This is a genomic window from Thauera butanivorans (genome assembly GCF_048398245.1).
Lineage (GTDB): Bacteria > Pseudomonadota > Gammaproteobacteria > Burkholderiales > Rhodocyclaceae > Thauera > Thauera butanivorans.
Window position 1 is genome coordinate 1,646,569 of sequence record NZ_CP183038.1, and the last position, 23,286, is coordinate 1,669,854.

A 23,286-nucleotide genomic window follows, 5' to 3' on the forward strand; every position below is an offset into this window, starting at 1 on the left:
TGTGCCGACCGTGCCCCCGACCGCCGCCATCGACGCTGCCCATTGGCCTTATCCACGCTGGATCGCGCATCGCGGCGCGGGCCGGCTGGCGCCGGAAAACACTTTGGCGGCCTTTCGCCTGGGTCATGCCCACGGCTATCGGATGTTCGAGTGCGACGTCCGCCTGAGCGCCGACGGCACGCCGTTTCTGCTCCATGACGACACGCTCGACCGCACGACGGATGGGCATGGGCCGGCGGCAGCGCTCGATTGGGACGAGCTGTCGCGGCTCGATGCCGGCGGCTGGCATTCGGCGCAGTTCCGCGGCGAGCGGCTGCCCGGCCTGCAGTCCCTGATCCGCTTCTGCCGGATCGAGGATTGCGCCTTGAACGTCGAACTGAAGCCGGCACCGGGTACCGAGTACGAAACAGGGCGTGTCGTCGCCCGCATGCTTGAGCGCGAGTGGCGTGGCAGACTGCCGCCCTTGCTCAGTTCGTTCCGGCTCGAGGCGCTGCAAGGCGCTCGTGCCGGCGCGCCTTCCCTGCCGCGCGCGCTGCTGGTCAGCAGCCCCTTCCCCGACTGTCTGCGGCTTGTGCAGGAGCAAGGCTGCGTCGCGCTGGTGGCGGGGCATGAGCACATCACGCCGCTGTTCGTGGAGCAGGTTCGTGCGGCAGGCCTGGCTTTGCTGAGCTACACCGTCAACGACGAGGCCGAGGCCCGGCGCCTGCTACGACTCGGTCTGCAGGGCCTGATCACCGACTGCGTCGACCGCTTCGGCCCCGGCATTCACGCCGCTTGACCGGAACTCGCTGTAGGAAGCAGGCTCTACGCACTCATTGCCTCTTTGCAAAGGCTTGCCTCATGCGCCATTCATGCATTGCTCCCTCCATTCTGCTGGCGCTGGCCTGCCTGCTGCCATCGGCCACGCCCCTGGCTGCCGACGGCAGGGCGATCTGCCTCGAAGCGGGGCGCTGGACCGTGGTCGACAGCGATGGACCGCGAACGGGGGCCGAGCCCTCAGCCGTGCTCGACGCGATGGCCGGGCGCGATGTCGTGTTGCTCGGCGAGCAGCACGACGATGCGGATCATCACCGCTGGCAGTTGCAGACCCTCGCAGCCCTGCATGCGCGCCGTCCGGACCTGCAGATCGGCTTCGAGATGTTTCCGCGCCGTGTGCAGCCGGTGCTCGACCGCTGGGTGGCGGGGGAACTGTCCGAATCGCAGTTTCTCGAGCAGGTCGAATGGATCGAAGTCTGGAGCATGCCGGCCGAGCTTTATCTGCCGCTGTTCCATTTTGCCCGCCTCAACAAGGTGCCGATGCTTGCCCTGAACATCGACCAGAGCCTGATCCGGAAGGTTGCCAGAACCGGCTGGAGCGGGGTGCCGGATGCCGAGCGCGGCGGCGTGGGCAGTGCGGCGGCGCCTTCTGCTGCCTATGTCGACATTCTGTTCGACGTGCATCTCCAGCATGCGCGAATGCGTGCCGGCGACGACAAGAAGGCATCGCGCGAAGATGAGGCCTTCCGCAATTTCATCGATTCCCAGCTTGTCTGGGACCGCGCGATGGCCGAGGCGTTGGCTGCGGCGCGCAGTGCGGCAACGCGCATCGACGGGCCACCGCCGCTGATGGTCGGCATCATGGGCAGCGGGCATGTGCGCTTCGGCCATGGCGTGGCGCATCAATTGAAGGATCTCGGCGTGGCGGAGGTCGGCCTGCTGTTGCCGATGTCGGCGGCCACGCCGTGCACGGAACTCGTGGCCGGCCTGGCCGATGCCGTGTTCGCGATTCAGGAGATCGCGCGTTCGCCCGTGCCGCCGCCTCGGCTGGGCGTCAGCCTGGAAGAGCACCAGAAGGGTGTGCGGATCGCCCAGGTGAGCGAAGGCAGCCTGGCGGCGCGCACCGGCCTGCGCGCCGGTGACGTGATCGTCGAGGCCGCCGGCGCGCCGCTGAAGCGCTCGGCAGCCTTGGCCAGTCTGGTTCGGGCCCAGCCTCCCGGAACCTGGTTGCCGATCAAGCTGATACGCGCCGACGAGACGCTCGAGCTCATCGTGCGTTTCCCGTCCGGGAGCTGATCCCGATGTTTCGTGCAGCGCGCTTATGGGGCTGGCGTGCGCCGATCCTGGTCGCGCTTGCTGCCGTCGTCCTTGCCCGCCCGGTATCCGCTGCCGAATGGCCGATCGAACTGGAGGTCCAGCTCGACCCGGCGAGCCGCGAGCTGCTGGTCGAGGCAGCGCTGCGGCCGCAGCAGCGGGATTTCCGCTTTGCCCTGCATGCCAGCCTGGGCATCGATTCGGCCATGGTGGATGGACAGGCGCTGCGCGTCGAAGCGCTTGGCAGGCGGGGTGAGGTACGCAACTGGCGCATACGCCTGCCTGAGCAGGGTGTGCTGCGTCTGCGCTATGGCGGCGTCCTGCCGGCGCTCGATGCCGGACTCGACCATCGCGACGTGCTGCAAGGCATGCCGCCGATGGCCTCGGCGGCGGGCAGCTATTTGCCGGCAGGGGGCGCCTGGTATCCGCGTCCGGCCGAGGTGTTCGGCTATCGCATCGATGTGCGCGTTCCGGCCGGCCAGCGGGTGGTCGTGCCCGGGCGGCTGCTGGCAGAGCAAGTGCCGGAGGGCGAAGGGGGGCATTACCGGGCACGCTTCGAGTTCTCTCACGTGACGGACGGCATCGACCTGATGGCAGGGCCGTGGATCGTGCGCGAGCGCATCGTGGCGCGCGGCGCCGGGGAAAGCCTGCGGCTGCGCACTTACTTTCCTGCGGCGCTCGATGCCGAAGCCGGCCTGGCCGAAGCCTATCTGACCGACAGTGCGCGCTACATCGAACGCTACAGCGGCAGCATCGGCGCTTACCCGTTCACCGAGTTCTCGGTCGTTGCCTCTCCGCTGCCGACCGGCTTCGGCATGCCGACGCTGACCTACCTGGGGGAGCAGGTGCTGCGGCTGCCTTTCATCCGCGCCACCTCGCTCGGCCACGAGGTATTGCACAACTGGTGGGGCAACGGTGTGCTGGTCGATTACCGCAGCGGCAACTGGTCGGAAGGCCTGACCACCTTCATGGCCGACTATGCCTACAAGGAAGAGCAATCGGCCGCAGCGGCACGCGAGATGCGCCTGGGCTGGTTGCGTGACTTCGCTGCCCTGCCTGCCGATGCCCACCAGGCGCTGGCCGAGTTTCGTTCGCGTACCCACGGTGCCGCGGCGGCAGTGGGCTACGGCAAGGCGGCGATGGTGTTCGTCATGCTGCGTGACCTGATCGGCGAGGAGGCATTCGCGCACGGCATCCGCAGCTTCTGGGCGCAGAATCGTTTCCGCATCGCCGGCTGGACGGACCTGAAGGTGGCTTTCGAACAGGCCTCGGGGCGCGATCTGGACGCTTTCTTCCAGCAGTGGCTGAGGCTTGCGGGCGGCGCGCGAGTGAGCATCGAACAGGCTCGCTTCATCGCCGGCGCGGAAGGAAAAGGCGGGCTGTTGAAAGTCGAGCTGCAGCAGAGCAGACCCGCACATGTGCTCCATCTCCCCCTGCAACTGGAGAACGGCCAGGCGGTGCAGACGCGCTGGGTGAGCCTGTCGCAGCTGCGGCAGACGTTCGAGCTGGCGGTGGACCAGGCGCCGCAGACGGTGCGACTGGATCCGGAATTGAGGGTCTGGCGCAGGCCGGACGACGGACAGCTGCCGCCCATCCTGCGCCAGTGGATGCTGGCAGAGACTCCCCGGCTGATCATCGCCGACGAAGGCGATACGGCGTTGGTGGAGGCAGGCAAGGGACTGGCCAGGCGCTTCTTCGAACGTCCTGCGCGCGCTGTCGGCCCGGAGGCTCTGCGTGGAGGCGCTGATGCCGTGTTGCTGGTCGGCACGCACGCGGCCGTCGATCGCCTGCTGGCTGACGCAGGCCTGCCGCCACGGCCGGCCTTGGCCGAGCAGCAGCACAGTGCCGTGGCATGGACCGTACAGGCCTCTCCGGGCCCTGCACTTGCTGTCGTGTCGGCACGTGATGCCGGCGCACTGGCGGCGCTGCAACGGCCGCTGCCGCACTATGGCGGGCAGAGCTGGGTGATCGCCGAAGGTGCCCGGGTGCTGGAGCGCGGGGTGTGGGATGCGCCGGGCAGGGCGGTGCCGGTCGACGGGCAATGAATGCCCTGCGGCGGAGGCAGCGTAGAATCGTGCGGATGAATACCAGATACGCCTCCCATCGAACCCTCCGTTTCTCCCGGGCATGCAGGCACATGCTCGCGATGCTTGCCGTGGCGGGCCTGGCGCTGCCTGCAGGCGCATCAGATGCGGGTTTTTCCAGCTGCATGAAGACGTTGCGCGGCGAAGCTGCGTCCGCAGGCGTGTCGCCGGAGACGTTCGATCGCCATACCGCTGAATTGATGCCCGACATGGCCGTGGTCGGTTTTCTCGACGCCCAGCCGGAATTCGTGACCCCGATCTGGGACTACATGGCCGGTCTGGTCGATGCCGAGCGCGTCGCCGACGGGCGTGAAATGCTGGCCCAATGGGCTGACGTGCTTGCCCGCGTCGAGGCGCAATACGCCGTCGATCCCGCCACCGTGGTCGCGGTCTGGGGTGTGGAAAGCAATTTCGGCCGCAATTTCGGCAGCCGTCCCTTGCTGACCTCGCTGTCCACGCTGTCCTGCTTCGGTCGGCGCCAGGCCTTCTTCCGCGGCGAATTCTTCACCACGCTCAAGATCATCCAGGAAGGCCATGCCGCGCCCGAACGCCTGACCGGCTCGTGGGCCGGCGCGTTCGGCCATACGCAGTTCATGCCCTCGACCTTCATGCGGTTGGCAGTGGATTTCGATGGTGATGGCCGCCGCGATCTGGTCGACAGCGTGCCCGACGCGCTGGCGTCCACGGCCAATTTCCTCAAGCGGGCAGGCTGGCGCGCCGATCTGCCGTGGGGCTTCGAAGTCGTGCTGCCGGATCGTTTCGACATCTCGGTTGCAGGGCGGCGCAACAAGCAGCCGATGGCGGACTGGGCCGCACGCGGCATCAGGCTGACCGATGGCGGCGCTTTGCCGGCCGGCTCCACGCCCGCGGGGCTGTTGCTGCCGGCGGGCAGCGGCGGGCCGGCATTCCTCGTCACGCGGAATTTCGACGCGCTCTACTCGTACAACGCGGCCGAAAGCTACGCGCTGGCGATTGCCCACCTGGCGGACCGCCTGCGCGGCGGAGAAGCCTTCCGCACGCCCTGGCCGACCGACGATGCCGGGCTGTCTCGCGCCGAGCGGCGGGAAGTGCAGCGACTGCTGATCGCGCGCGGCCACGACATCGGCGAGCCGGACGGCATGATCGGCGCCCGCACGCGTGAGGCGCTGAAGCAGGTGCAGGCCGAACTCGGCTTGAAGACGGACGGGCGAGCCGGGCAGAGAATCCTGCAGGCGCTGCGCGAGGCAGCGCTGAACTGATACGGTCCGCGTGCAGGGCTCGGTGCAGGCCAACCTGCGACAGATATCACCGATTTTCGCTAGAATTCGCCCCCTCGGGCGGGCTTCGTTGGCCGTCCTTACCGGCGCCCTTACAGGCCGTCTCCATTCTCTCCAGGCGTGACATGCAAGATCTCGGGTATTTCAAATGGTCCTTCATCGTGACCATTCTCGGCATTGCCGGCGGCTATCTGCTGGCGGGATGGTCCGGCGCCTTCATCGTCGTCGTGCTGGCGATCCTCGAGACTTCGCTGTCTTTCGACAACGCGGTGGTCAATGCCACGGTGCTCAAGCACATGGACGAGAAGTGGCGCCGCCGCTTCCTGCTGTGGGGCATCCTGATCGCGGTGTTCGGCATGCGCATCGTGTTTCCGCTGGCCATCGTCGGCATCGTGGCGCACATGGGGCCGGTGGAGGTGATCCGGCTGGCGCTGTTCGACGAGGCCGAATACGCGCGCATCCTGCTGTCCGCGCATCACGAGATCGCGGCTTTCGGCGGCGCCTTCCTGTCGATGGTGTTCCTGAAGTTCTTCGTCGACAGCAACAAGGATCTGCACTGGCTGAGTGTGGTGGAGGCGCCGCTGACCAAGCTGGGCCGGCTGGAGGCGGCACAGATCCTGCTGACCCTGCTGGCGATCCTCGGCAGCGCGGCCTGGCTGGACAACGATACCAAGCGCGTGGAGTTCGTCGTCGCCGGCATCTGGGGCTTGATCACCTACATCGTCGCCGACGGCCTGGGCGCGATCCTCGGTGGCGAGGAAGGGGAGGGCGGCAAGGTCGCCGCGAAGACCGGCTTCGCCGGCTTCATGTACCTGGAACTGCTGGATGCTTCGTTCAGTTTCGACGGCGTGATCGGTGCTTTTGCGCTGACCACCAGCCTGCCGATCATTGCGATAGGTCTCGGCGTGGGCGCGATGTTCGTGCGCTCATTCACGCTGATGCTGGTCTATCGCGAAACCTTGAATGCCTACCGCTTCCTGGAGCATGGGGCGTTCTGGGCGATCGGTGCGCTGGCTGCGGTGATGTTCATCGGCGTCCATGTCCACATCCCGGAAGTGATCACCGGCCTGGTCGGCGCAGTACTGATCGGCGCAGCCTTCCTCAGCTCCCTGCGCGGCCGGCGAGCCGCCGCCTGAGCGCGGCGGCCCGTGGCCTGGCACGGCTTCAGCCGCGCCGGGTATGCATCAGGTAATTCACGTCGGTGTCGCGACCCAGCGAGTACACCCTGGTCAGCGGGTTGTAGCTCATGCCGGTCAATTCCTCCGTGTCCAGGCCGGCATTGCGGCAGTAGCGGCTGAGTTCCGAGGGTTTGATGAACTTCTCGTACTCGTGCGTACCGCGCGGCAGCATGTTCAGCACGTATTCGGCGCCGATGATCGCCAGGGCGTAGGCCTTCGGGTTGCGATTGATCGTGGAGAAGAAGACGTGGCCGCCGGGCTTCACCAGGCGGGCGCAGGCGGCGATGGTGCTGGCGGGGTCCGGCACGTGCTCGAGCATCTCCATGCAGGTCACGACGTCGAAATGGCCAGGGCTCTCCTCGGCGAATGCTTCGGCGCTGATCAGGCGGTAGTCGACGCTGTGGCCGCTTTCGAACAGATGCAGGCGTGCGACGCTGAGGGCCTTTTCCGACAGATCGATACCGGTGACCCTGGCGCCGAGTGAGGCCATGCCTTCGGCCAGGATGCCGCCGCCGCAGCCGACGTCGAGCACCGTCTTGCCCGCCAGGCCGGCCTTGCCGTCGATCCAGTCCAGGCGCAGCGGATTGATTTCATGCAGGGGTTTGAATTCGGAGGCCGGATCCCACCAGCGGTGGGCGAGTTCGCTGAACTTCTGTACTTCGTTCGGGTCGGCGTTGATTGCGCTCATCATTTCTCGTCACAGCTTGCAGAGTTGATCGGTATCGTCGGCAAGGCCGCACATTCCAGTGGCAGATTACAGGAAACAGGCGCCACAAAACAAAAAGCCCTGCCGAAGCAGGGCTTTTCGCGCATCGGAAATCCGATTGGCAGGCGCCGCGATTACTTGGAGCCGATGACTTCGACGTCCACACGGCGATCCGGCTGCAGGCACTCGATCAGAGCCTTGCGGTTGCGGATGTTGTCGCACTTGTTGCCGGTGACGGGCTGCGATTCGCCCTTGCCTTCGGTGTAGATGCGGTTGGCTTCGACGCCCTTCGACACCAGGTAGGTCTTGACGGCGGCGGCGCGACGCTCGGACAGAGCCTGGTTGTAGGCGTCCGAACCCAGACGGTCGGTGTGGCCGACGGCCAGGATGACTTCCAGCTTCAGTTGCTGGGCCTGGGCAGCCAGGTCGTCGAGGGTGGCACGGCCTTCCGGCTTCAGCGTGGCCTTGTCGAAGTCGAACAGGGTGTCGGCGGCCAGCTTGACCTTTTCGGCGGTGGGCTTCGGAGCAACAGGAGCCGGGGCGGGGGCAGCGGCGACCGGAGCGACACACTTGTCCTTGGCGACGATGTCGCTGTCGCATTCGCAACCAGCCGGGAACTCGCCGGCCATGGCGGTCGAGGCGGCGGCCGGCGACCAGTAGCCAGTGCGCCAGCACAGACCGTTGGCACTGCGGGCGACGACGTTGCGCGCATCGATGACGTAGGGAATCTCGCCCTTGCCATCGACCACGACGTCCTTGACCTGCGCGAAGGCGCCGGGAGCGGACAGGCCGATCGACGCGATGGCGGCCAGCATGAGCATCTGTTTCTTGGTTTGTTTGATCATGGTTTCCTCTTTGAAGGGCGAGTCGCCGGAATTACCACTGCAACGAAAGGTGAAAACGGCTGAAAAGCCGAATTCGTGTCTGATTCCTGTCGAGTTTGAGCACTCTATCCAGTTCAATTAGCGAGCCTAGTGTGCCATAGCGATGCGATCCTGAGCAATTCTTTGTCGTTAATTTGCAACAGCGAAACACCTTTAGCCACGCGGGATTCGCCGTTTACCCACACATGCGTGACGTGCTCGCGGCCAGCCACATAAACCAGATGGGAGACGGGGTCGAAGCAGGGCTGGGAGAACGGGCCGCCGAGGTCCACTGCGCACAGGTCGGCGGATTTTCCCGGCGAGATCGAGCCGATTCTGTCATCGAGCCCGAGCGCCCGGGCACCACCCAGCGTGGCCATGTGCAGCGCGGTGTGGGCGGGCAGCGCGGATGCGTCGAGCGTACTCGCCTTGGCGAGCAGGGCGGCGTGACGCATTTCCTGAAACAGGTCGATACGGTTGTTGCTGGCCGCACCGTCGCTGCCGAGGCCGAGGCGGATGCCGGCCGACAGCAGGCGGGTGGCCGGCGCAATGCCGCTGCCGAGCTTCATGTTGGAGGTCGGGCAGTGGGCGACGCTGCAGCCGTGGTGGGCCAGCAGCTCGATGTCGGTGTCGTCCAGATGCACGGCGTGCACCGCGATCAGGTTCTCGCCCAGCACGCCCAGCCGCGCCAGGCGGGCGAGAGGGCGCATGCCGTGTTCGGCGATGGCCTCGCGGATTTCGGTGACGGTTTCATGGACGTGGGTATGAATGGGCAGGTCCAGTTCGTCGGCCAGCGCCCGCACCCGCTGGAAAGTGGCATCGGACACCGTATAGGGCGCGTGGGGCGCGAGCGAGAACGAGATGCCCGGATGCCCGCGCCACGCGTCGCGGACGGTGAGGCCCTTGCGCAGGTAGTCGTCGGCATCGCTTGCCCAGGGGGTCGGAAATTCGAGTACGGTGAGGCCGACCACGGCGCGCATGCCGGCGGTGGCAAACGCTTCTGCCGCGGCATCGGGATAGAAGTACATGTCGTTGCAGGTCGTGATGCCGCCGCCGAGCATTTCGGCGGCGGCCAGCAGGGTGCCGTCGCGGACGAAGGCGGCGCTGACATGGCGGCTTTCGGCCGGCCAGATCGCTTCCTGCAGCCAGCGCATCAGGGGCAGGTCGTCGGCAATGCCCCGCATCAGGTTCATCGCGGCGTGGGCGTGGAGGTTGACCAGGCCGGGGATCAGCACATGCTGCGGCAGTTCGACCGTCGTGCCGGCTTCGTAGCGCAGACGCGCTTCGTCGAGTGGAAGCACCGCGAGGATCAGGCCTGCGTCGACGGCGACGGCGTGGTTCTCCAGCGTGATACCGGCCGGTTCGACCGGAACGACCCAGCGGGGAGTGATCAGGAGATCGATCCGTCGTTTCACGTGTCACGCTCCAATGGAATGAGCTGAAATTCAGCAGAGGGATTCAATCCTCGCTTGGACGCCGCCACGATTCAAGCGCAATCGCGCCCGATCGGAGCCCATTTGCGCGGCCTTCTTCCGTTCGTGCCACAATCCGTGCCGTCTGTCACGGTTTGCGGCGCGCCGTCCAGGTTCGCCATCGCCCAACTATGAGTCGTATCCCAGAGACAATCGGCAAATATCGCATCCTGCGCGAGATCGGACGCGGGGCGACGGCAGTCGTTTACCTCGTCGAGAGCCCCGACTATCCGCAGCCTGTGGCATTGAAGCACGTGCGTTTCGACGACAAGGCGAAGGACGAGGCGAAATGGAACCGCCGCCTGCTGAAGCTGCTCAAGGCCGAGCGGGCGGTGTCGTCGCGCCTGAACCATCCGCACATCATCCGCATCTTCGATGCCTCGGTCGAGCCCACCGAGGCCTACGTGGTGATGGAGTATTTCCCCGGCGAATCCCTCGAACGCTACTGCAGCTTCGAGAAGCTGCTGCCGATCCATCGCACGATCGGCATTGTCTTCAAGTGCTGCATGGCGCTGGACCACGCGTTTCGCCAGGGCATCGTGCATCGCGACATCAAGCCGGCGAACATCCTGGTCGATGACCAGGACAACGTGAAGATCACCGATTTCGGCCTGGCGATGAACATCAGCAAGCGGGTCGATACCGACTCGACCTTCATCATGGGGGTGGGCTCGCCGGCCTACATGAGCCCGGAACAGATCAAGGGCTACCCGCTGAACCAGAAGACCGACCTGTATTCGCTGGGCGTGCTGCTGTTCCACATGCTGACCGGACGGTTGCCTTTCCGCGCGAGCAATCCGGCACAGCTCGTCTACAAGATCATCAATGCCGATCCGCCGCAGGTGTCGCAGCTCAACCCCGACGTGCCCGAGCAGATGGATGCGGTGATCCGCAAGGCGCTGGAAAAGGATCTCTATTCGCGCTATCGCAATGGCGCGGAGTTCGCCAAGGATCTCGCCGCGGTGCGCTACCAGATCCTCGACGAGAATTACGTGCCGCCGGACATCAGCCGTTTCATGCAGCTCCGCAAGCTGGCGTTCTTCACCGAATTCGAGGACGTCGAGCTGTGGGAAGTGATGCGGATCTCGTCCTGGCGCAAGGTCGGGCAGCATACGTCGCTGGTGAAGGAAGGCGACAACGACCAGCGCTTCGGCATCGTCCTCGACGGCACGGTGGAGCTGTCGGTCGAAGGACGGCGGGTGATGGAGCTGGGGGCGGGCGAAGTGTTCGGCGCCCAGGCCTGGCTGGACCAGCTCGAACATCGGCACATGCTGTCGGCGGTGTCGCTGACGCCCGTGAGCTATCTCGAGATCAACCCTTCGGCGCTGGCGCTGGCCAGCGAAGAGGTGCTGGAGTGCTTCCGCCGCGAGCTGGGCACGGTGATGGTCCGCCGCCTCGCCCAGATTGCGAAGCTGCTGTCCACGGGCGGGCCGCCCGCGGTGCGCGGCGATTTCACCGCCACCGGCGGACTCGACCTGCAGTTGCTCGAACCCTGATCAGCTTTCCTGCCGCGCAGGGCCGGCGAGCCAGTTGCCCAGGTGATCGACGGCGAGCCCGGCCAGGGCCTCGATCCAGTCCGGTCGCTCGTTGAGGCAGGGAATGTAGTGGAAGCGCTGGCCGCCGCGGCCGAGAAAGGCGTCGCGGCATTCCATGGCGATTTCCTCCAGTGTCTCCAGGCAGTCGGCGATGAATCCCGGGCACAGAACGTCGACGCGGCCGACACCCTGGGTGGCGAGCGCTTCGAGCGTGGGCTGGGTGTAGGGCTGCAGCCATTCGGCTTTGCCGAAGCGCGACTGGAAGGTGACCATCGCCCGTTCGGGCGGCAGGCCGAGCGCCTCGGCGAGCAGCCGGCCGGTGGTCTGGCACTCGTGGTGATAAGGGTCGCCAAGCTCGATCGTGCGCTTGGGCACGCCATGGAAGCTCATCAGCAGGCGATCCGGTTCGCCGTGCGCGGCCCAGTGCTCGCGCACGCTGGCAGCGAGTGCCTCGATGTAGCCCGGGAAGCAGTGGAAGTCGCGCACGAAGCGGATTTCCGGCTGGTTGCGCATCTTTGCCAGGGCGCGGCCGACGGCGTCGACCACCGTTGCCGTGGTGCTGGCCGAATATTGCGGGTAGAGCGGCAGGACGAGGATGCGCATGCAGCCTCGCGCCTGCATCGCGCGCAGGCGCTCGGCGATCGAGGGTTTGCCGTAGCGCATGGCGAAATCGACATCGACCTCGGAGCGGCCGGCCGAGGCCAGGTGGTCGCGCAGCCGGCTGGCCTGGCGTTCGGTATGGACCATCAGCGGCGAGCCGTCTGTGGTCCAGATGCTGGCGTATTTCTTTGCCGATGCGGCCGGGCGGATGTTCAGGATGATGCCGTTGAGGATGGGCCACCAGACGGCGCGGGGGATCTCGACCACGCGTGGATCGGACAGGAATTCCTTCAGGTAGGGGCGCAGCGCGCCGGCCGTGGGCGCATCGGGCGTGCCGAGATTGACGAGCAGGATGCCGGTACGGGCGGGGGCGTCGTGTGAAGCGGGCGGTTCGGGCCGGTAGCGGGCCATGCTTGTCCTTGTTTGTGGGGCCGGACAGGGCGAAACCGAAGTCCGCCTGGTCCGGAACGGTGTTTCAGGTGTTCGACGATAGCGCGTTGGACAGCAGCCGGGCGGTGATGTCGACGATCGGAATCACGCGATCGTAGGCCATCCGGGTCGGGCCGATGACACCCACCGAGCCGACGATCTGGCCGTCCACCTCGTAGGGTGCCGTGATCACACTGCAGGCGTCGAGCGGCGCGAGACCGGATTCGCCGCCGATGAAGATCTGCACTCCGTCGGCCTTGTTCGACAGTTCGAGTAGCTGCACGAGGCTGGTGCGCTGTTCGAAGAGCTTGAACAGTTCGCGCAGGCGCGACATGTTCGACGACAGGTCCTCGACGTCGAGCAGATTGGTTTCACCGGAAATGACGTAGCGAGTGGCCGTTTCTTCCGCGGCGGCACTGCCGGCATCCACGGTCGCGGTCATCAGTTCGGTCATGTCGCTGCGCAGCTGGCGCAGCTCGTCCATGACGCGGCGGCGGATCTCGTCGAAGGACAGGCCGGCGAAATGCTCGTTCAGGTAGCTCGCGGCGCTGCTCAGCTCACTGGCACTGTAGGCACGGCGGGTCATCAGGATCCGGTTCTGCACGTCGCCGGCGGTGGTGACGATGATCAGCAGGATGCGGTTTTCGGACAGGCTGATGAATTCGAACTGCCGGATGCGGACGGCGTCCTTGCGCGGGGCGACGACGATGCCGGCGAACTGCGTGAGGTTCGACAACAGGTGCGAGGCCGAATTGAGCAGCCGCTGTGGCTGGTCGGGCTGGAGCTGGCCCTTGAGTTCATGTACCCGCGTGGTGTCGAGCGGCTGGACCGTCAGCAGCGAATCGACGAAGAAACGGTAGCCGCGCGCCGTCGGAATCCGGCCGGCGGAGGTGTGCGGACTGGCGATCAGGCCGAACTCCTCCAGGTCGCTCATGACGTTGCGCACCGTTGCCGGCGACAGCTCCAACCCGGAAAAGCGCGACAGCGCGCGCGAACCGACAGGCTGGCCGTCCGCGATGTAGCGTTCGATCAGGGTTTTCAGCAGGATCTGGGAACGAGCGTCTAAGGAATTCATGGCAGACGAAGAATATAGCCCGGATCATCCATCGATGGATATTCCGGATATCTCCCGGTCCCTGCCGCCGGGCTTCGGCACCGCCGTTCAGTGCTCGCCAAGGTGCTGGCGGGATATGGTTTAATCCGCGTCATGAGCGCCAAATTCCACAACATCGCCCTCGTGGGCAAGTACCAGAGTCCGGACGTGGCCGAATCGGTCATGACGATCGCCCGTTTCCTGCGCGAGCGCGGACGCATGGTGTGGATCGAGCAGGGCACGGCGAGTTCCATCGGCGGCGCGGGCGATTTTCCGGTTGCCGGCTATGAGCGCATCGGCGGCGAAGTCGATCTGGCCGTGGTGGTCGGCGGCGACGGCACCATGCTCCACACCGCCCGCCGTCTGGCCGAGTACGGCGTGCCACTGGCCGGGGTCAATCTCGGCCGCCTGGGTTTCCTGACCGACATCGCGCTGAACGATGCCAATGCACGCCTCGCCGAGATCGTCGAAGGGCGCTTCCGCGAAGAGCTCCGCTTCATGCTCGACGCCGAAGTGCTGCGGGGCGGCGAGCGCATCTTCCAGACGCTGGCGCTCAACGACGTCGTCGTCAATAAGGGCGAACTCGGGCGGATGATCGAATTCGAACTGTCGATCGATGGAGAGTACGTCTATACCCAGCGTTCCGACGGCATGATCGTGTCGACGCCGACGGGCTCCACCGCCTATGCCTTGTCGTCCAATGGTCCCATCCTGCATCCGAGCGTCGACGGCATCGCCCTTGTGCCGCTGTGTCCTCACGCGCTGACGGCACGGCCGATCACGCTGCCGGACAGCTGCCGCATCGACATCGTGCTGCTGCCTCCCCAGGATGCGCGGGTGCATTTCGACGGCCAGGCCCGTTTCGATCTGCGTGCCGGCGACTGCGTGCGCATGACCCGTTCGAGACATGGCCTGAGGCTGCTGCACCCCGAGAGCTACAGCTATTTCGCCATGCTGCGCGAAAAGCTCCACTGGAGTGCCCCGCCGCGGCACAACTGATGCGGGCATCCATGCCGTACCCGCCTCATACCGAGCACTGTCTTCCTCCATTCTTCACTGAGCTGCCATGCTGAGAAGCCTGTCCATCCGCGACTTCGTCATCGTCGACCATCTCGAGCTCGAGTTCGAAAAGGGGTTTGGCGCGTTGACCGGGGAAACCGGTGCCGGCAAGTCGATCCTGCTCGATGCGCTCGGACTCGCATTGGGTGGGCGAGGAGAGGCGGGCATGGTCCGCCGCGATCGCGAGCGGGCCGACGTGGTTGCCGAATTCGACCTGCCGGACGGCGGCGGCTTGCGTGCCTGGCTGGCCGAGCAGGAACTGCCGGCCGAGGACGGGACCGTGCTGTTGCGCCGCACCATCGACAGCAGCGGGCGTGGCCGGGCCTGGATCAATGGCACCAGCGTGACGCTTGCGCAATTGCGCACGGCCAGCGACTGGCTGGCCGACATCCATGGCCAGCATGCCCACCATGCCCTGCTGAAGCCCGAAACGCAGCGCCAGTTGCTCGATGCGCATGCCGATGCCCAGGGACTGGCTGCCGACGTGGCCGAGCGCTATCGGGCCTGGCAGCACATTCTTCGCCTGCGGCGCGAGGCCGAAGCCGATTCGGCCAGTTCGGCGCGTGAGCGCGAACTGCTCGCATGGCAGATCCGCGAGCTTCAGGAGCTCGGCTTCGATGCGGCGGAGTGGGGCGAACTGAACGTCGAGCACGGTCGTCTGGCGCATGCCGCGGGCCTGATGGAGGGCGCGGACGAGACCCTGGCTGCCCTCGGCGAAGGCGAGGTGGCGGTGTGCTCGATCCTGCGCCACCTCGATGGGCGCCTGGCCGCGCTGGCCGACATCGACCCTGCGCTCGCCGATGTGCGGGAGCTGCTGTCGTCGGCGGCGATCCAGGCGGATGAAGCCCTGCACGCCTTGCGCCGCTATCGCGACCGGCTCGACCTCGATCCGCAGCGGCTGGCCGAGATCGAAGGGCGGATCGCGGCCGTCACCGATGTCGCACGCAAGTACCGCGTCGCGGTGGACGAGTTGCCCGAGCTGCTGGCGCAGTGGCAGGCCCGGCTCGATACCCTGGAGGAAACGGCCGATCCGGCACGGCTGGCCGCCGACGAGGCTCGGGCGAGGAAGGCCTTCGGCGAGGCGGCGGCGGCGCTGTCCGCCATCCGGCGTCCGGCCGCCGAAGCCCTGTCTGCGACGATCACCGACGCCATGCAGACGCTGGCGATGGCGGGTGGGCGTTTCGAGGTGGCGCTGGAAGCCTGCGAGCCGTCGTCGAACGGAGTCGAGACCGTCGAGTTCCGCGTCGCCGCCAACCCGGGGCAGTCCTTGCGCAGTCTGGCCAAAGTCGCTTCAGGTGGTGAGCTTTCGCGTATCGGGCTGGCGATCCAGGTCATGACCAGCCGTTCGAGCGATACGCCGACCCTGATCTTCGACGAGGTCGATGTCGGCATCGGCGGCCGTGTGGCCGAGATCGTCGGCAAGCTGCTGGCGAAGCTCGGCGAAGACCGGCAGGTGATGTGCGTGACGCACCTGCCGCAGGTCGCCGCCTGCGCCGACTGGCAGTGGCGCATCGCCAAGCGGGAGCAGGCGGGCGAGACCTTGAGCGAAGTGCAGGCGCTGGACGAGACCGGGCGAATCGAGGAGATCGCGCGCATGCTCGGCGGCGTGAGCATCACGGCGACGACGCGCGAACATGCGGCGGAAATGCTGGGCTTAGCCCCGGAAAAGTAGCTCGCGGCAAGGCGAACCCTGGGAACGGGATGGATTCCCGTGCAGCCCCCGCGGGCGGATCCGCCTGCCTCGTGAGGGGCTGCAACCCGCAAGGCTCTTCGGGGTCTTACGATTCCTTCTGTGCCTGGCCGCTCGGACAGTCTTCCTTCATGCAGTCGCCGTAAAGGTAGAGCGCGTGCTCGCGCAGCTTGAAGCCGCGTTCCTGGGCGATCGCATTCTGCCGCTTCTCGATCTCGGGATCGAAAAACTCCTCGACCCTGCCGCATTGAACACACACCAGGTGGTCGTGGTGGCCGCCTTCGTTGAGTTCGAACACAGCTTTGCCGGACTCGAAATAATGGCGCTCCAGCAGGCCGGCCTGTTCGAATTGCGTCAGCACGCGATATACGGTTGCCAGGCCAATGTCCATGCCGTCGTTCATCAGCGCGCGATAAACGTCTTCGGCAGTCAGATGGCGCTGACCCGAGTTCTGGAAGAGGTCGAGGATCTTCAGGCGAGGATAGGTTGCCTTCAGGCCGATGCTCTTCAGGTTTTTTGAATTGTCGGGCATGAGTCTTCGGGAAAAAAGGCCGTGTGGAGGGCCGGTTGAATGGTGGCAAGCCGCCAGTATGGTGCAGTGCGCCGTGCCTAGCGGCCCTATGTTATATTTTTTGCCCTTTCCTGAGAACCGCGCACCCCTCTCGTGCGCCAACTCCCCCACGGTCTTCCCTACGGGATTTTTCCCCAAGATCCACATGCGCTCCTATTTTTCCGCGGCGGTCCTCGCCACCAGCCTGCTTGCAGGCTGCTCTTTCGATTCCATCGTCGGTGTGGTCGATCCTTACCGGATCGATGTGCGCCAGGGCAATTACGTGGATCAGGACATGGTGTCCCAGCTCAAGCGCGGCATGACGCGCGAGCAGGTGCGCTTCGTGCTGGGTTCGCCGCTGGTGGTCGACATGTTCCGCAGGGACCGCTGGGATTACGTCTATCGCTACAAGCCGGGTTCCGGAGAAGCCGAGCAGCGGGTGATTTCGGTCTTCTTCGTCGACGATCTGCTGGACCACGTCGCGGGCGACGTCCAGGGCGGCAGCGGCGAGGCCGCGGCCCCGGCCGAACGCAGCCGGGTCATCGAGATTCCGCCCGCGACGGATGACTGAGCGCGGCGACCCGGATTGCGAACGGGTTTGAGCATGCCGCTGCTGGCGGCGCAAGGCATTTTTTGAGGATTTTCCATGGCTGACATTCGTGTTGCGATCGCCGGCGCATCCGGCCGCATGGGCAGGATGCTGATCGAGGCGGTGCTGGGGGCCGAAGGCGTCGTGCTGGGTTCCGCTTTCGATCGGCCGGGCACGCCCTTCATCGGCCGCGATGCAGGAGAAATGGCCGGTGTCGTCACCGGCGTCGCGATCGGCGACGACGCGCGCGTCGCGATCGCCGCGGCCGACTGCGTGATCGACTTCACCCGTCCGGAAGGCACGCTGCAGCACCTGGCGCTCGCGCGCGGACTGGGCAAGGCGATGGTCATCGGCACGACCGGCCTCGACGCCCAGGGGAAGGCGGCGATCGCCGAAGCCGCGCGTGATGTACCGGTGGTCTTCGCGCCCAACATGGCAGTGGGGGTCAATGCGGTGTTCAAGCTGCTCGAAGTGGCGGCGCGCATCCTGTCCGAAGGCTACGACGTCGAAGTGATCGAAGCCCACCACCGCTTCAAGGTCGATGCGCCTTCCGGCACTGCGCTGCGCATGGGCGAAGTGGTGGCGCGGGAACTGGGGCGCGATCTCGACGCCTGTGCGATCTACGGCCGCGAAGGGCATACCGGCGAGCGCAAGGCCGAGACGATCGGTTTTTCGACGATTCGCGGTGGCGACGTGGTCGGTGACCATACCGTGCTGTTCGCCGGCATCGGCGAGCGGATCGAGATCACGCACAAGTCCGGCAGCCGGATGCCGTATGCGCTGGGCTCGGTGCGGGCGGTGAAGTTCCTGCAGGGGCGCGAGAATGGCCTGTTCGACATGCAGGACGTGCTGGGCCTGCGCTGAGACAGGCATGGACGACGGCCGCAGGCGAGGGTGGATGCCTGGCCGGCTGCGATTTCGGCTGCCGGTGCGCCGGCAGCAGCGGGGATGTGCGAGGCGTCTGCCGCTTTCCCCGTTTGCCTTCGAAGGGCCGAAAATATACAATTCAACAGTTTATTCAGCGGGATCGGCCCAGAGGCTCGTCCCGCTTTTTTGCACATAATCAGGGGCGCAGCCATTTGCCAGCCCCTGCTCATCGCTGAATCCAGGAGTTTTTTGTGAGTGCATACCCGCCCGCCCTTCTTGCGCTTGCCGACGGGACAGTCTTCCATGGCAAGGGTATCGGTGCGGTAGGCAGCACGGTTGGCGAGGTGGTGTTCAACACCTCGATGTCCGGTTATCAGGAGATCCTGACTGACCCGAGCTATTCGCGCCAGATCGTCACGCTGACCTATCCCCACATCGGCAACACCGGCGTCAACCTCGAGGACGTCGAGGCCACCCGCGCACATGCCGCCGGGCTGGTGATCCGCGACCTGCCGATCCTGCCGTCCAACTTCCGCATGAGCCAGCGGCTCGACGCCTATCTGCGCGCCGAGAACGTGGTCGCGATCGCCGGTCTGGATACCCGCAAGCTGACCCGCATCCTGCGCGAGAAAGGCGCCCAGGCCGGCTGCATCGTCACCGCCGCCGAAGGCGAGAAGCTCGACGCCGAAGCCGCCGTCACCCAGGCGCGCGCCTTCCCGGGGCTGGCCGGCATGGACCTGGCCAAGGTCGTCAGCGTCACCGAGCCCTACGAATGGAAGCAGGCCGAATGGAAGCTCGGCGAAGGCTACACCGAGCAGATCGCGCCGCGCTTCCACGTCGTCGCCTACGACTACGGCGTCAAGCTCAACATCCTGCGCATGCTGGCCGAGCGCGGCTGCCGCCTGACCGTGGTGCCGGCGCAGACACCCGCCAAGGACGTGCTGGCGCTCAAACCCGACGGCGTGTTCCTGTCCAACGGTCCGGGCGACCCCGATGCCTGCGACTACGCCATCGAAGCCATCGGCGAGATCCTCGCCAGCCGCACGCCGACCTTCGGCATCTGCCTCGGCCACCAGCTGCTGGCGCTGGTGTCGGGGGCGAAGACCATGAAGATGGGCACCGGCCACCATGGCGCCAACCATCCGGTCAAGGACCTCGACACCGGCAAGGTGCTGATCACCAGCCAGAACCACGGCTTCGCCGTCGATCCTGCGACGCTGCCGGCCAATCTGCGCGTCACCCACGTGTCGCTGTTCGACGGCACCAACCAGGGCATCGAGCGCACCGACGTGCCGGCCTTCTCCTTCCAGGGCCACCCGGAAGCGAGCCCGGGGCCGCATGACGTCGCCTACCTGTTCGACCGCTTCATCAAGCTGATGGAAGCGGCCAAGTAATACGGCTCGGGGTGGCCGCCGGGATCGTCCCCGCGGCGCCCTCACTGTTCGACGCCGGCGCCCTCCGCCGGGTCAAGGAATCATCGAGGCAAGACAATGCCGAAACGTACCGACATAAAGAGCATCCTCATCATCGGCGCCGGCCCGATCGTCATCGGCCAGGCCTGCGAGTTCGACTACTCCGGCGCCCAGGCCTGCAAGGCGCTGCGCGAAGAAGGTTACAAGGTCATCCTGGTGAATTCGAACCCGGCGACCATCATGACCGATCCGGAAACCGCCGACGTCACCTACATCGAGCCGATCACCTGGCAGGTGGTCGAGCGCATCATCGAGAAGGAGCGCCCCGATGCCATCCTGCCGACCATGGGCGGGCAGACGGCGCTGAACTGCGCGCTCGACCTCGGCCGCCACGGCGTGCTGGCCAAGTACGGCGTGGAGTTGATCGGCGCCTCCGAAGAGGCCATCGACAAGGCCGAGGACCGCCTCAAGTTCAAGGACGCGATGACCAAGATCGGCCTCGGCTCGGCGCGCTCCGGCATCGCCCACAGCATGGAAGAGGCGCTGCAGGTGCAGGGCGGCATCGGTTTCCCGGTCATCATCCGCCCGAGCTTCACGCTCGGCGGCACCGGTGGCGGCATCGCCTACAACATGGAAGAGTTCCACGAGATCTGCAAGCGTGGTCTCGAAGCCAGCCCGACCAACGAACTGCTGATCGAGGAATCGCTGCTGGGCTGGAAGGAATACGAGATGGAAGTCGTGCGCGACCGCGCCGACAACTGCATCATCGTCTGCTCGATCGAGAACCTCGACCCGATGGGCGTCCATACCGGCGACTCGATCACCGTCGCCCCGGCGCAGACGCTGACCGACAAGGAATACCAGATCCTGCGCAACGCCTCGATCGCGGTGCTGCGCGAGATCGGCGTCGACACCGGCGGTTCGAACGTGCAGTTCGCGATCAACCCCAAGGACGGGCGCATGATCGTCATCGAGATGAACCCGCGCGTGTCGCGTTCGTCGGCGCTGGCGTCCAAGGCCACCGGCTTCCCCATCGCCAAGGTCGCCGCCAAGCTGGCGGTGGGCTACACGCTCGACGAACTGAAGAACGACATCACCGGCGGCGCCACGCCGGCCTCCTTCGAGCCCTCGATCGACTACGTCGTCACCAAGATTCCGCGCTTCGCCTTCGAGAAGTTCCCGCAGGCCAACGACCGCCTGACCACGCAGATGAAGTCGGTGGGCGAAGTCATGGCGATGGGGCGCAGCTTCCAGGAATCCTTCCAGAAGGCGCTGCGCGGCCTCGAGGTCGGCGTCTATGGTCTGGACGAGATCGAGGCCGATGTGGAGGATCTGGAGCGTGAACTGGCCAGCCCCGGCCCGGAACGCATCTGGTACGTCGGCCAGGCTTTCCGCGAAGGCATGAGCCTCGAGCAGGTGTTCAGTCTGAGCAAGATCGATCCCTGGTTCCTGGCCCAGATCGAGGACATCGTGTTGTCCGAGAAGGCGCTGGCCGGCCGCTCGCTGAAGGCCCTGCAGGCCGCCGAGCTGCGCGAGCTGAAGCGCAAGGGCTTCTCCGACCGCCGCCTGGCCAAGCTGCTCAACACCGACGAGACCGCCGTGCGCCTGCATCGCCATGCGCTGGGCGTGCGTCCGGTGTTCAAGCGCGTCGATACCTGCGCGGCCGAGTTTGCGACCTCGACCGCCTACATGTACTCGTCCTACGAGGAAGAGTGCGAAGCCAGGCCGACCGACAAGAAGAAGATCATGGTGCTGGGCGGCGGGCCGAACCGCATCGGCCAGGGCATCGAGTTCGATTACTGCTGCGTGCATGCCGCGCTCGCGCTGCGCGAGGACGGCTACGAGACCATCATGGTCAACTGCAATCCCGAGACCGTGTCGACCGACTACGACACCTCGGATCGCCTGTATTTCGAACCGATCACGCTGGAAGACATCCTCGAGATCGTGCATATCGAGAAGCCGGTCGGCGTCATCGTCCAGTTCGGCGGCCAGACGCCGCTGAAGCGCGCCAAGGCGCTGGAAGAGAACGGCGTGCCGATCATCGGCACCACGCCCGACATGATCGACGCCGCCGAGGACCGCGAGCGCTTCCAGAAGCTGCTGACCGACCTCGGCCTCAAGCAGCCGCCCAACCGCACTGCGCGCACGCCGGAAGAAGCGGTACGCCTGGCGGCCGAGATCGGCTACCCGCTGGTGGTACGTCCGAGCTACGTGCTCGGCGGCCGCGCGATGGAAATCGTGCATGAGCAGAAGGATCTCGAGCGCTACATGCGCGAGGCGGTGAAGGTCTCCAACGAATCGCCGGTACTGCTCGACCGCTTCCTCAACGACGCCACCGAAGTCGACGTCGATGCGCTGTCGGACGGCCAGCAGGTCATCATCGGCGGCATCATGGAGCACATCGAACAGGCGGGCGTGCATTCGGGCGATTCGGCCTGCTCGCTGCCGCCGTACACGCTGTCGGCCAGGCTGCAGGACGAACTGCGCCGCCAGACCGAGGCGATGGCACGCGCGCTCAATGTCGTCGGCCTGATGAACGTGCAGTTCGCCATCCAGGGCGAGGGCGACAACGCCGTCGTCTATGTGCTGGAAGTGAATCCGCGCGCGTCCCGTACCGTGCCCTTCGTCTCCAAGGCCTGCTCGCTGCCGCTGGCCAAGGTCGCGGCGCGCTGCATGGCCGGCCAGAGCCTGGCCAGCCAGGGCGTGGCCGGTGAGATCGTGCCGCCGTACTACTCGGTCAAGGAAGCGGTGTTCCCCTTCGTCAAGTTCCCGGGCGTCGACACCATCCTCGGCCCCGAGATGAAGTCCACCGGTGAAGTCATGGGCGTCGGCCGCAACTTCGGCGAAGCCTTCGTCAAGAGCCAGATCGGCGCCGGCGTCAGGCTGCCGACCGGCGGCACCGCCTTCATCAGCGTCAAGCCGAGCGACCGGCCGGTGGCGATCGAGGTCGCACGCGAGCTGCGCGAACTGGGCTTCTCGCTCGTCGCCACCCGCGGTACGGCCTCGGTGATCGAAGCGGCGGGCATTCCGGTGGCGGTGGTCAACAAGGTCAATGAAGGCCGTCCGCACATCGTCGACATGATCAAGAACGAGGAAATCACGCTGGTGATCAACACCGTCGAGGAGAAGCGCCAGGCGATCACCGATTCGCGCTCGATCCGCACCAGCGCGCTGGCGGCCAAGCTCACCATCTTCACCACGATCGAGGGTGCGCGCGCGGCCTGCATGGGCATGCGCCAGATGGCCGCAGGGCTGGATGTGTATTCGGTGCAGGCGCTGCACGCCGAACTGGCGGGTAAGGCATGAACAAGATTCCGCTGACCGTCGCCGGCGCGGAGAAGCTGCGCGAGGAGCTCCACCGTTTGAAGACTGTGGATCGTCCCAACGTCATCGCCGCGATCGCCGAAGCGCGTTCGCACGGCGACTTGTCCGAGAACGCCGAATACGATGCTGCCAAGGAGCGCCAGGGCTTCATCGAAGGGCGCATCATGGAAGTCGAGGGCAAGCTGTCGCATGCCCAGATCATCGACCCCAAGCTGCTCGACGCGGACGGCCGCTGCGTGTTCGCGTCGACCGTGGAGCTCGAGGATCTCGATGCCGGCAAGGTGGTGACCTACCAGATCGTCGGCGAGGACGAGGCCGACATCAAGGAAGGCAAGATCTCGGTGAGCTCGCCGATCGCGCGTGCGCTGATCGGCAAGTACGCCGGCGACATCGCCGAAGTGCAGGCGCCGGGTGGCGTGCGCGAGTACGAAATCCTGGACGTGCGCTACGAGTGAATGAAGGCGGCGGCCTTGCGGCCGCCCTTCGAGCCCGGCCCTTGTTTGGGT

General features: G+C 65.9%; 19 protein-coding genes. 13 read left to right on the forward strand and 6 right to left on the reverse strand.

Going from position 1 to position 23,286, the window contains the following annotated elements; translation table 11 throughout:
* Positions 1-10 precede the first annotated feature (10 nt).
* The 5 genes from ugpQ to ACNQFN_RS07965 all read left to right on the forward strand — a co-directional run bounded on the left by ugpQ (position 11) and on the right by ACNQFN_RS07965 (position 6,546).
* Positions 11-778 carry a glycerophosphodiester phosphodiesterase gene (ugpQ, locus tag ACNQFN_RS07945; protein WP_418648475.1) on the forward strand — a complete coding sequence of 256 codons (768 nt, stop codon included), beginning with the start codon at positions 11-13 and terminating at the stop codon, positions 776-778.
* Positions 775-2,052: a ChaN family lipoprotein gene (locus ACNQFN_RS07950; protein WP_418648476.1), complete on the forward strand. Its 1,278-nt coding sequence runs from the start codon at positions 775-777 to the stop codon at positions 2,050-2,052. Before ugpQ ends, ACNQFN_RS07950 begins: the two co-directional genes overlap by 4 nt.
* A 5-nt stretch (positions 2,053-2,057) precedes the next feature.
* Positions 2,058-4,115 (forward strand): M1 family metallopeptidase, encoded by a 2,058-nt coding sequence (locus ACNQFN_RS07955; protein ID WP_418648477.1) that lies wholly within the window; start codon positions 2,058-2,060, stop codon positions 4,113-4,115.
* A gap of 101 nt (positions 4,116-4,216) precedes the next feature.
* On the forward strand, positions 4,217-5,392 hold the full coding sequence (locus ACNQFN_RS07960; protein ID WP_418648897.1) for a lytic murein transglycosylase: 1,176 nt from the start codon (positions 4,217-4,219) through the stop codon (positions 5,390-5,392).
* Positions 5,393-5,535: 143 nt separating this feature from the next.
* Positions 5,536-6,546, forward strand: coding sequence for a DUF475 domain-containing protein (locus tag ACNQFN_RS07965; RefSeq protein ID WP_418648478.1), 1,011 nt, complete (start codon positions 5,536-5,538; stop codon positions 6,544-6,546).
* 28 nt (positions 6,547-6,574) lie between these two features.
* Here ACNQFN_RS07965 and ubiG read toward each other — a convergent pair whose 3' ends face one another.
* The 3 genes from ubiG to ACNQFN_RS07980 all read right to left on the reverse strand — a co-directional run bounded on the left by ubiG (position 6,575) and on the right by ACNQFN_RS07980 (position 9,572).
* Positions 6,575-7,276 (reverse strand): bifunctional 2-polyprenyl-6-hydroxyphenol methylase/3-demethylubiquinol 3-O-methyltransferase UbiG, encoded by a 702-nt coding sequence (ubiG, locus tag ACNQFN_RS07970; RefSeq protein WP_418648479.1) that lies wholly within the window; start codon positions 7,274-7,276, stop codon positions 6,575-6,577.
* Between the two features lie 152 nt (positions 7,277-7,428).
* Positions 7,429-8,139 (reverse strand): OmpA family protein, encoded by a 711-nt coding sequence (locus ACNQFN_RS07975; protein ID WP_418648480.1) that lies wholly within the window; start codon positions 8,137-8,139, stop codon positions 7,429-7,431.
* 113 nt (positions 8,140-8,252) lie between these two features.
* Positions 8,253-9,572: a TRZ/ATZ family hydrolase gene (locus ACNQFN_RS07980; protein WP_418648481.1), complete on the reverse strand. Its 1,320-nt coding sequence runs from the start codon at positions 9,570-9,572 to the stop codon at positions 8,253-8,255.
* 188 nt (positions 9,573-9,760) lie between these two features.
* Between ACNQFN_RS07980 and ACNQFN_RS07985 the strand changes: the two genes are divergently transcribed.
* Complete coding sequence (locus ACNQFN_RS07985) at positions 9,761-11,125, forward strand: protein kinase domain-containing protein (protein ID WP_418648482.1); 1,365 nt, start codon at positions 9,761-9,763, stop codon at positions 11,123-11,125.
* On the opposite strand, the gene hemH is transcribed toward ACNQFN_RS07985, so the two are convergent.
* Positions 11,126-12,175, reverse strand: coding sequence for a ferrochelatase (gene hemH / locus ACNQFN_RS07990; protein WP_418648483.1), 1,050 nt, complete (start codon positions 12,173-12,175; stop codon positions 11,126-11,128). It abuts the gene before it with no gap.
* 64 nt (positions 12,176-12,239) lie between these two features.
* Positions 12,240-13,268 (reverse strand): heat-inducible transcriptional repressor HrcA, encoded by a 1,029-nt coding sequence (gene hrcA, locus ACNQFN_RS07995; RefSeq protein WP_068634815.1) that lies wholly within the window; start codon positions 13,266-13,268, stop codon positions 12,240-12,242.
* 132 nt (positions 13,269-13,400) lie between these two features.
* Between hrcA and ACNQFN_RS08000 the strand changes: the two genes are divergently transcribed.
* Together ACNQFN_RS08000 and recN are read left to right on the forward strand one after the other, a co-directional pair.
* Positions 13,401-14,285: an NAD kinase gene (locus tag ACNQFN_RS08000; protein ID WP_068634814.1), complete on the forward strand. Its 885-nt coding sequence runs from the start codon at positions 13,401-13,403 to the stop codon at positions 14,283-14,285.
* A 67-nt stretch (positions 14,286-14,352) separates the two neighbouring features.
* Positions 14,353-16,017, forward strand: a complete 1,665-nt coding sequence (recN, locus tag ACNQFN_RS08005; RefSeq protein WP_068634813.1) for a DNA repair protein RecN — start codon at positions 14,353-14,355, stop codon at positions 16,015-16,017.
* Between the two features lie 106 nt (positions 16,018-16,123).
* Here the strand turns inward: recN and fur are convergent, their stop codons facing one another.
* Positions 16,124-16,567: a ferric iron uptake transcriptional regulator gene (gene fur, locus ACNQFN_RS08010; protein WP_068634812.1), complete on the reverse strand. Its 444-nt coding sequence runs from the start codon at positions 16,565-16,567 to the stop codon at positions 16,124-16,126.
* Between the two features lie 184 nt (positions 16,568-16,751).
* Here fur and ACNQFN_RS08015 point away from each other — a divergent pair, with 184 nt between their 5' ends.
* The 5 genes from ACNQFN_RS08015 to greA all read left to right on the forward strand — a co-directional run bounded on the left by ACNQFN_RS08015 (position 16,752) and on the right by greA (position 23,235).
* Entirely contained in the window at positions 16,752-17,156 is a 405-nt protein-coding gene (locus tag ACNQFN_RS08015; RefSeq protein ID WP_068634811.1) for an outer membrane protein assembly factor BamE, read from the forward strand.
* Between the two features lie 75 nt (positions 17,157-17,231).
* Positions 17,232-18,038 carry a 4-hydroxy-tetrahydrodipicolinate reductase gene (gene dapB, locus ACNQFN_RS08020; protein ID WP_068634810.1) on the forward strand — a complete coding sequence of 269 codons (807 nt, stop codon included), beginning with the start codon at positions 17,232-17,234 and terminating at the stop codon, positions 18,036-18,038.
* A gap of 254 nt (positions 18,039-18,292) precedes the next feature.
* Complete coding sequence (gene carA, locus ACNQFN_RS08025; protein WP_418648484.1) at positions 18,293-19,435, forward strand: glutamine-hydrolyzing carbamoyl-phosphate synthase small subunit; 1,143 nt, start codon at positions 18,293-18,295, stop codon at positions 19,433-19,435.
* Positions 19,436-19,531: 96 nt separating this feature from the next.
* Entirely contained in the window at positions 19,532-22,762 is a 3,231-nt protein-coding gene (gene carB / locus ACNQFN_RS08030) for a carbamoyl-phosphate synthase large subunit (protein WP_418648485.1), read from the forward strand.
* Entirely contained in the window at positions 22,759-23,235 is a 477-nt protein-coding gene (greA, locus tag ACNQFN_RS08035) for a transcription elongation factor GreA (RefSeq protein WP_418648486.1), read from the forward strand. Before carB ends, greA begins: the two co-directional genes overlap by 4 nt.
* The last annotated feature ends 51 nt before the right edge of the window (positions 23,236-23,286 follow it).

What these genes read in the sequence shown, in the direction of transcription:
- ACNQFN_RS07965 (WP_418648478.1), top strand. Translation starts at nt 5,536, where the DNA reads ATGCAAGATCTCGGGTATTTCAAATGGTCCTTCATCGTGACCATTCTC.
- ACNQFN_RS07960 (WP_418648897.1), top strand. Translation starts at nt 4,217, where the DNA reads ATGCTTGCCGTGGCGGGCCTGGCGCTGCCTGCAGGCGCATCAGATGCG.
- ACNQFN_RS07985 (WP_418648482.1), top strand. Translation starts at nt 9,761, where the DNA reads ATGAGTCGTATCCCAGAGACAATCGGCAAATATCGCATCCTGCGCGAG.
- ACNQFN_RS07975 (WP_418648480.1), bottom strand. Translation starts at nt 8,139, where the DNA reads ATGATCAAACAAACCAAGAAACAGATGCTCATGCTGGCCGCCATCGCG.
- recN (WP_068634813.1), top strand. Translation starts at nt 14,353, where the DNA reads ATGCTGAGAAGCCTGTCCATCCGCGACTTCGTCATCGTCGACCATCTC.
- hemH (WP_418648483.1), bottom strand. Translation starts at nt 12,175, where the DNA reads ATGGCCCGCTACCGGCCCGAACCGCCCGCTTCACACGACGCCCCCGCC.
- fur (WP_068634812.1), bottom strand. Translation starts at nt 16,567, where the DNA reads ATGCCCGACAATTCAAAAAACCTGAAGAGCATCGGCCTGAAGGCAACC.
- greA (WP_418648486.1), top strand. Translation starts at nt 22,759, where the DNA reads ATGAACAAGATTCCGCTGACCGTCGCCGGCGCGGAGAAGCTGCGCGAG.
- ubiG (WP_418648479.1), bottom strand. Translation starts at nt 7,276, where the DNA reads ATGAGCGCAATCAACGCCGACCCGAACGAAGTACAGAAGTTCAGCGAA.
- ACNQFN_RS08015 (WP_068634811.1), top strand. Translation starts at nt 16,752, where the DNA reads ATGCGCTCCTATTTTTCCGCGGCGGTCCTCGCCACCAGCCTGCTTGCA.
- hrcA (WP_068634815.1), bottom strand. Translation starts at nt 13,268, where the DNA reads ATGAATTCCTTAGACGCTCGTTCCCAGATCCTGCTGAAAACCCTGATC.
- dapB (WP_068634810.1), top strand. Translation starts at nt 17,232, where the DNA reads ATGGCTGACATTCGTGTTGCGATCGCCGGCGCATCCGGCCGCATGGGC.
- ACNQFN_RS07955 (WP_418648477.1), top strand. Translation starts at nt 2,058, where the DNA reads ATGTTTCGTGCAGCGCGCTTATGGGGCTGGCGTGCGCCGATCCTGGTC.
- ACNQFN_RS08000 (WP_068634814.1), top strand. Translation starts at nt 13,401, where the DNA reads ATGAGCGCCAAATTCCACAACATCGCCCTCGTGGGCAAGTACCAGAGT.
- carB (WP_418648485.1), top strand. Translation starts at nt 19,532, where the DNA reads ATGCCGAAACGTACCGACATAAAGAGCATCCTCATCATCGGCGCCGGC.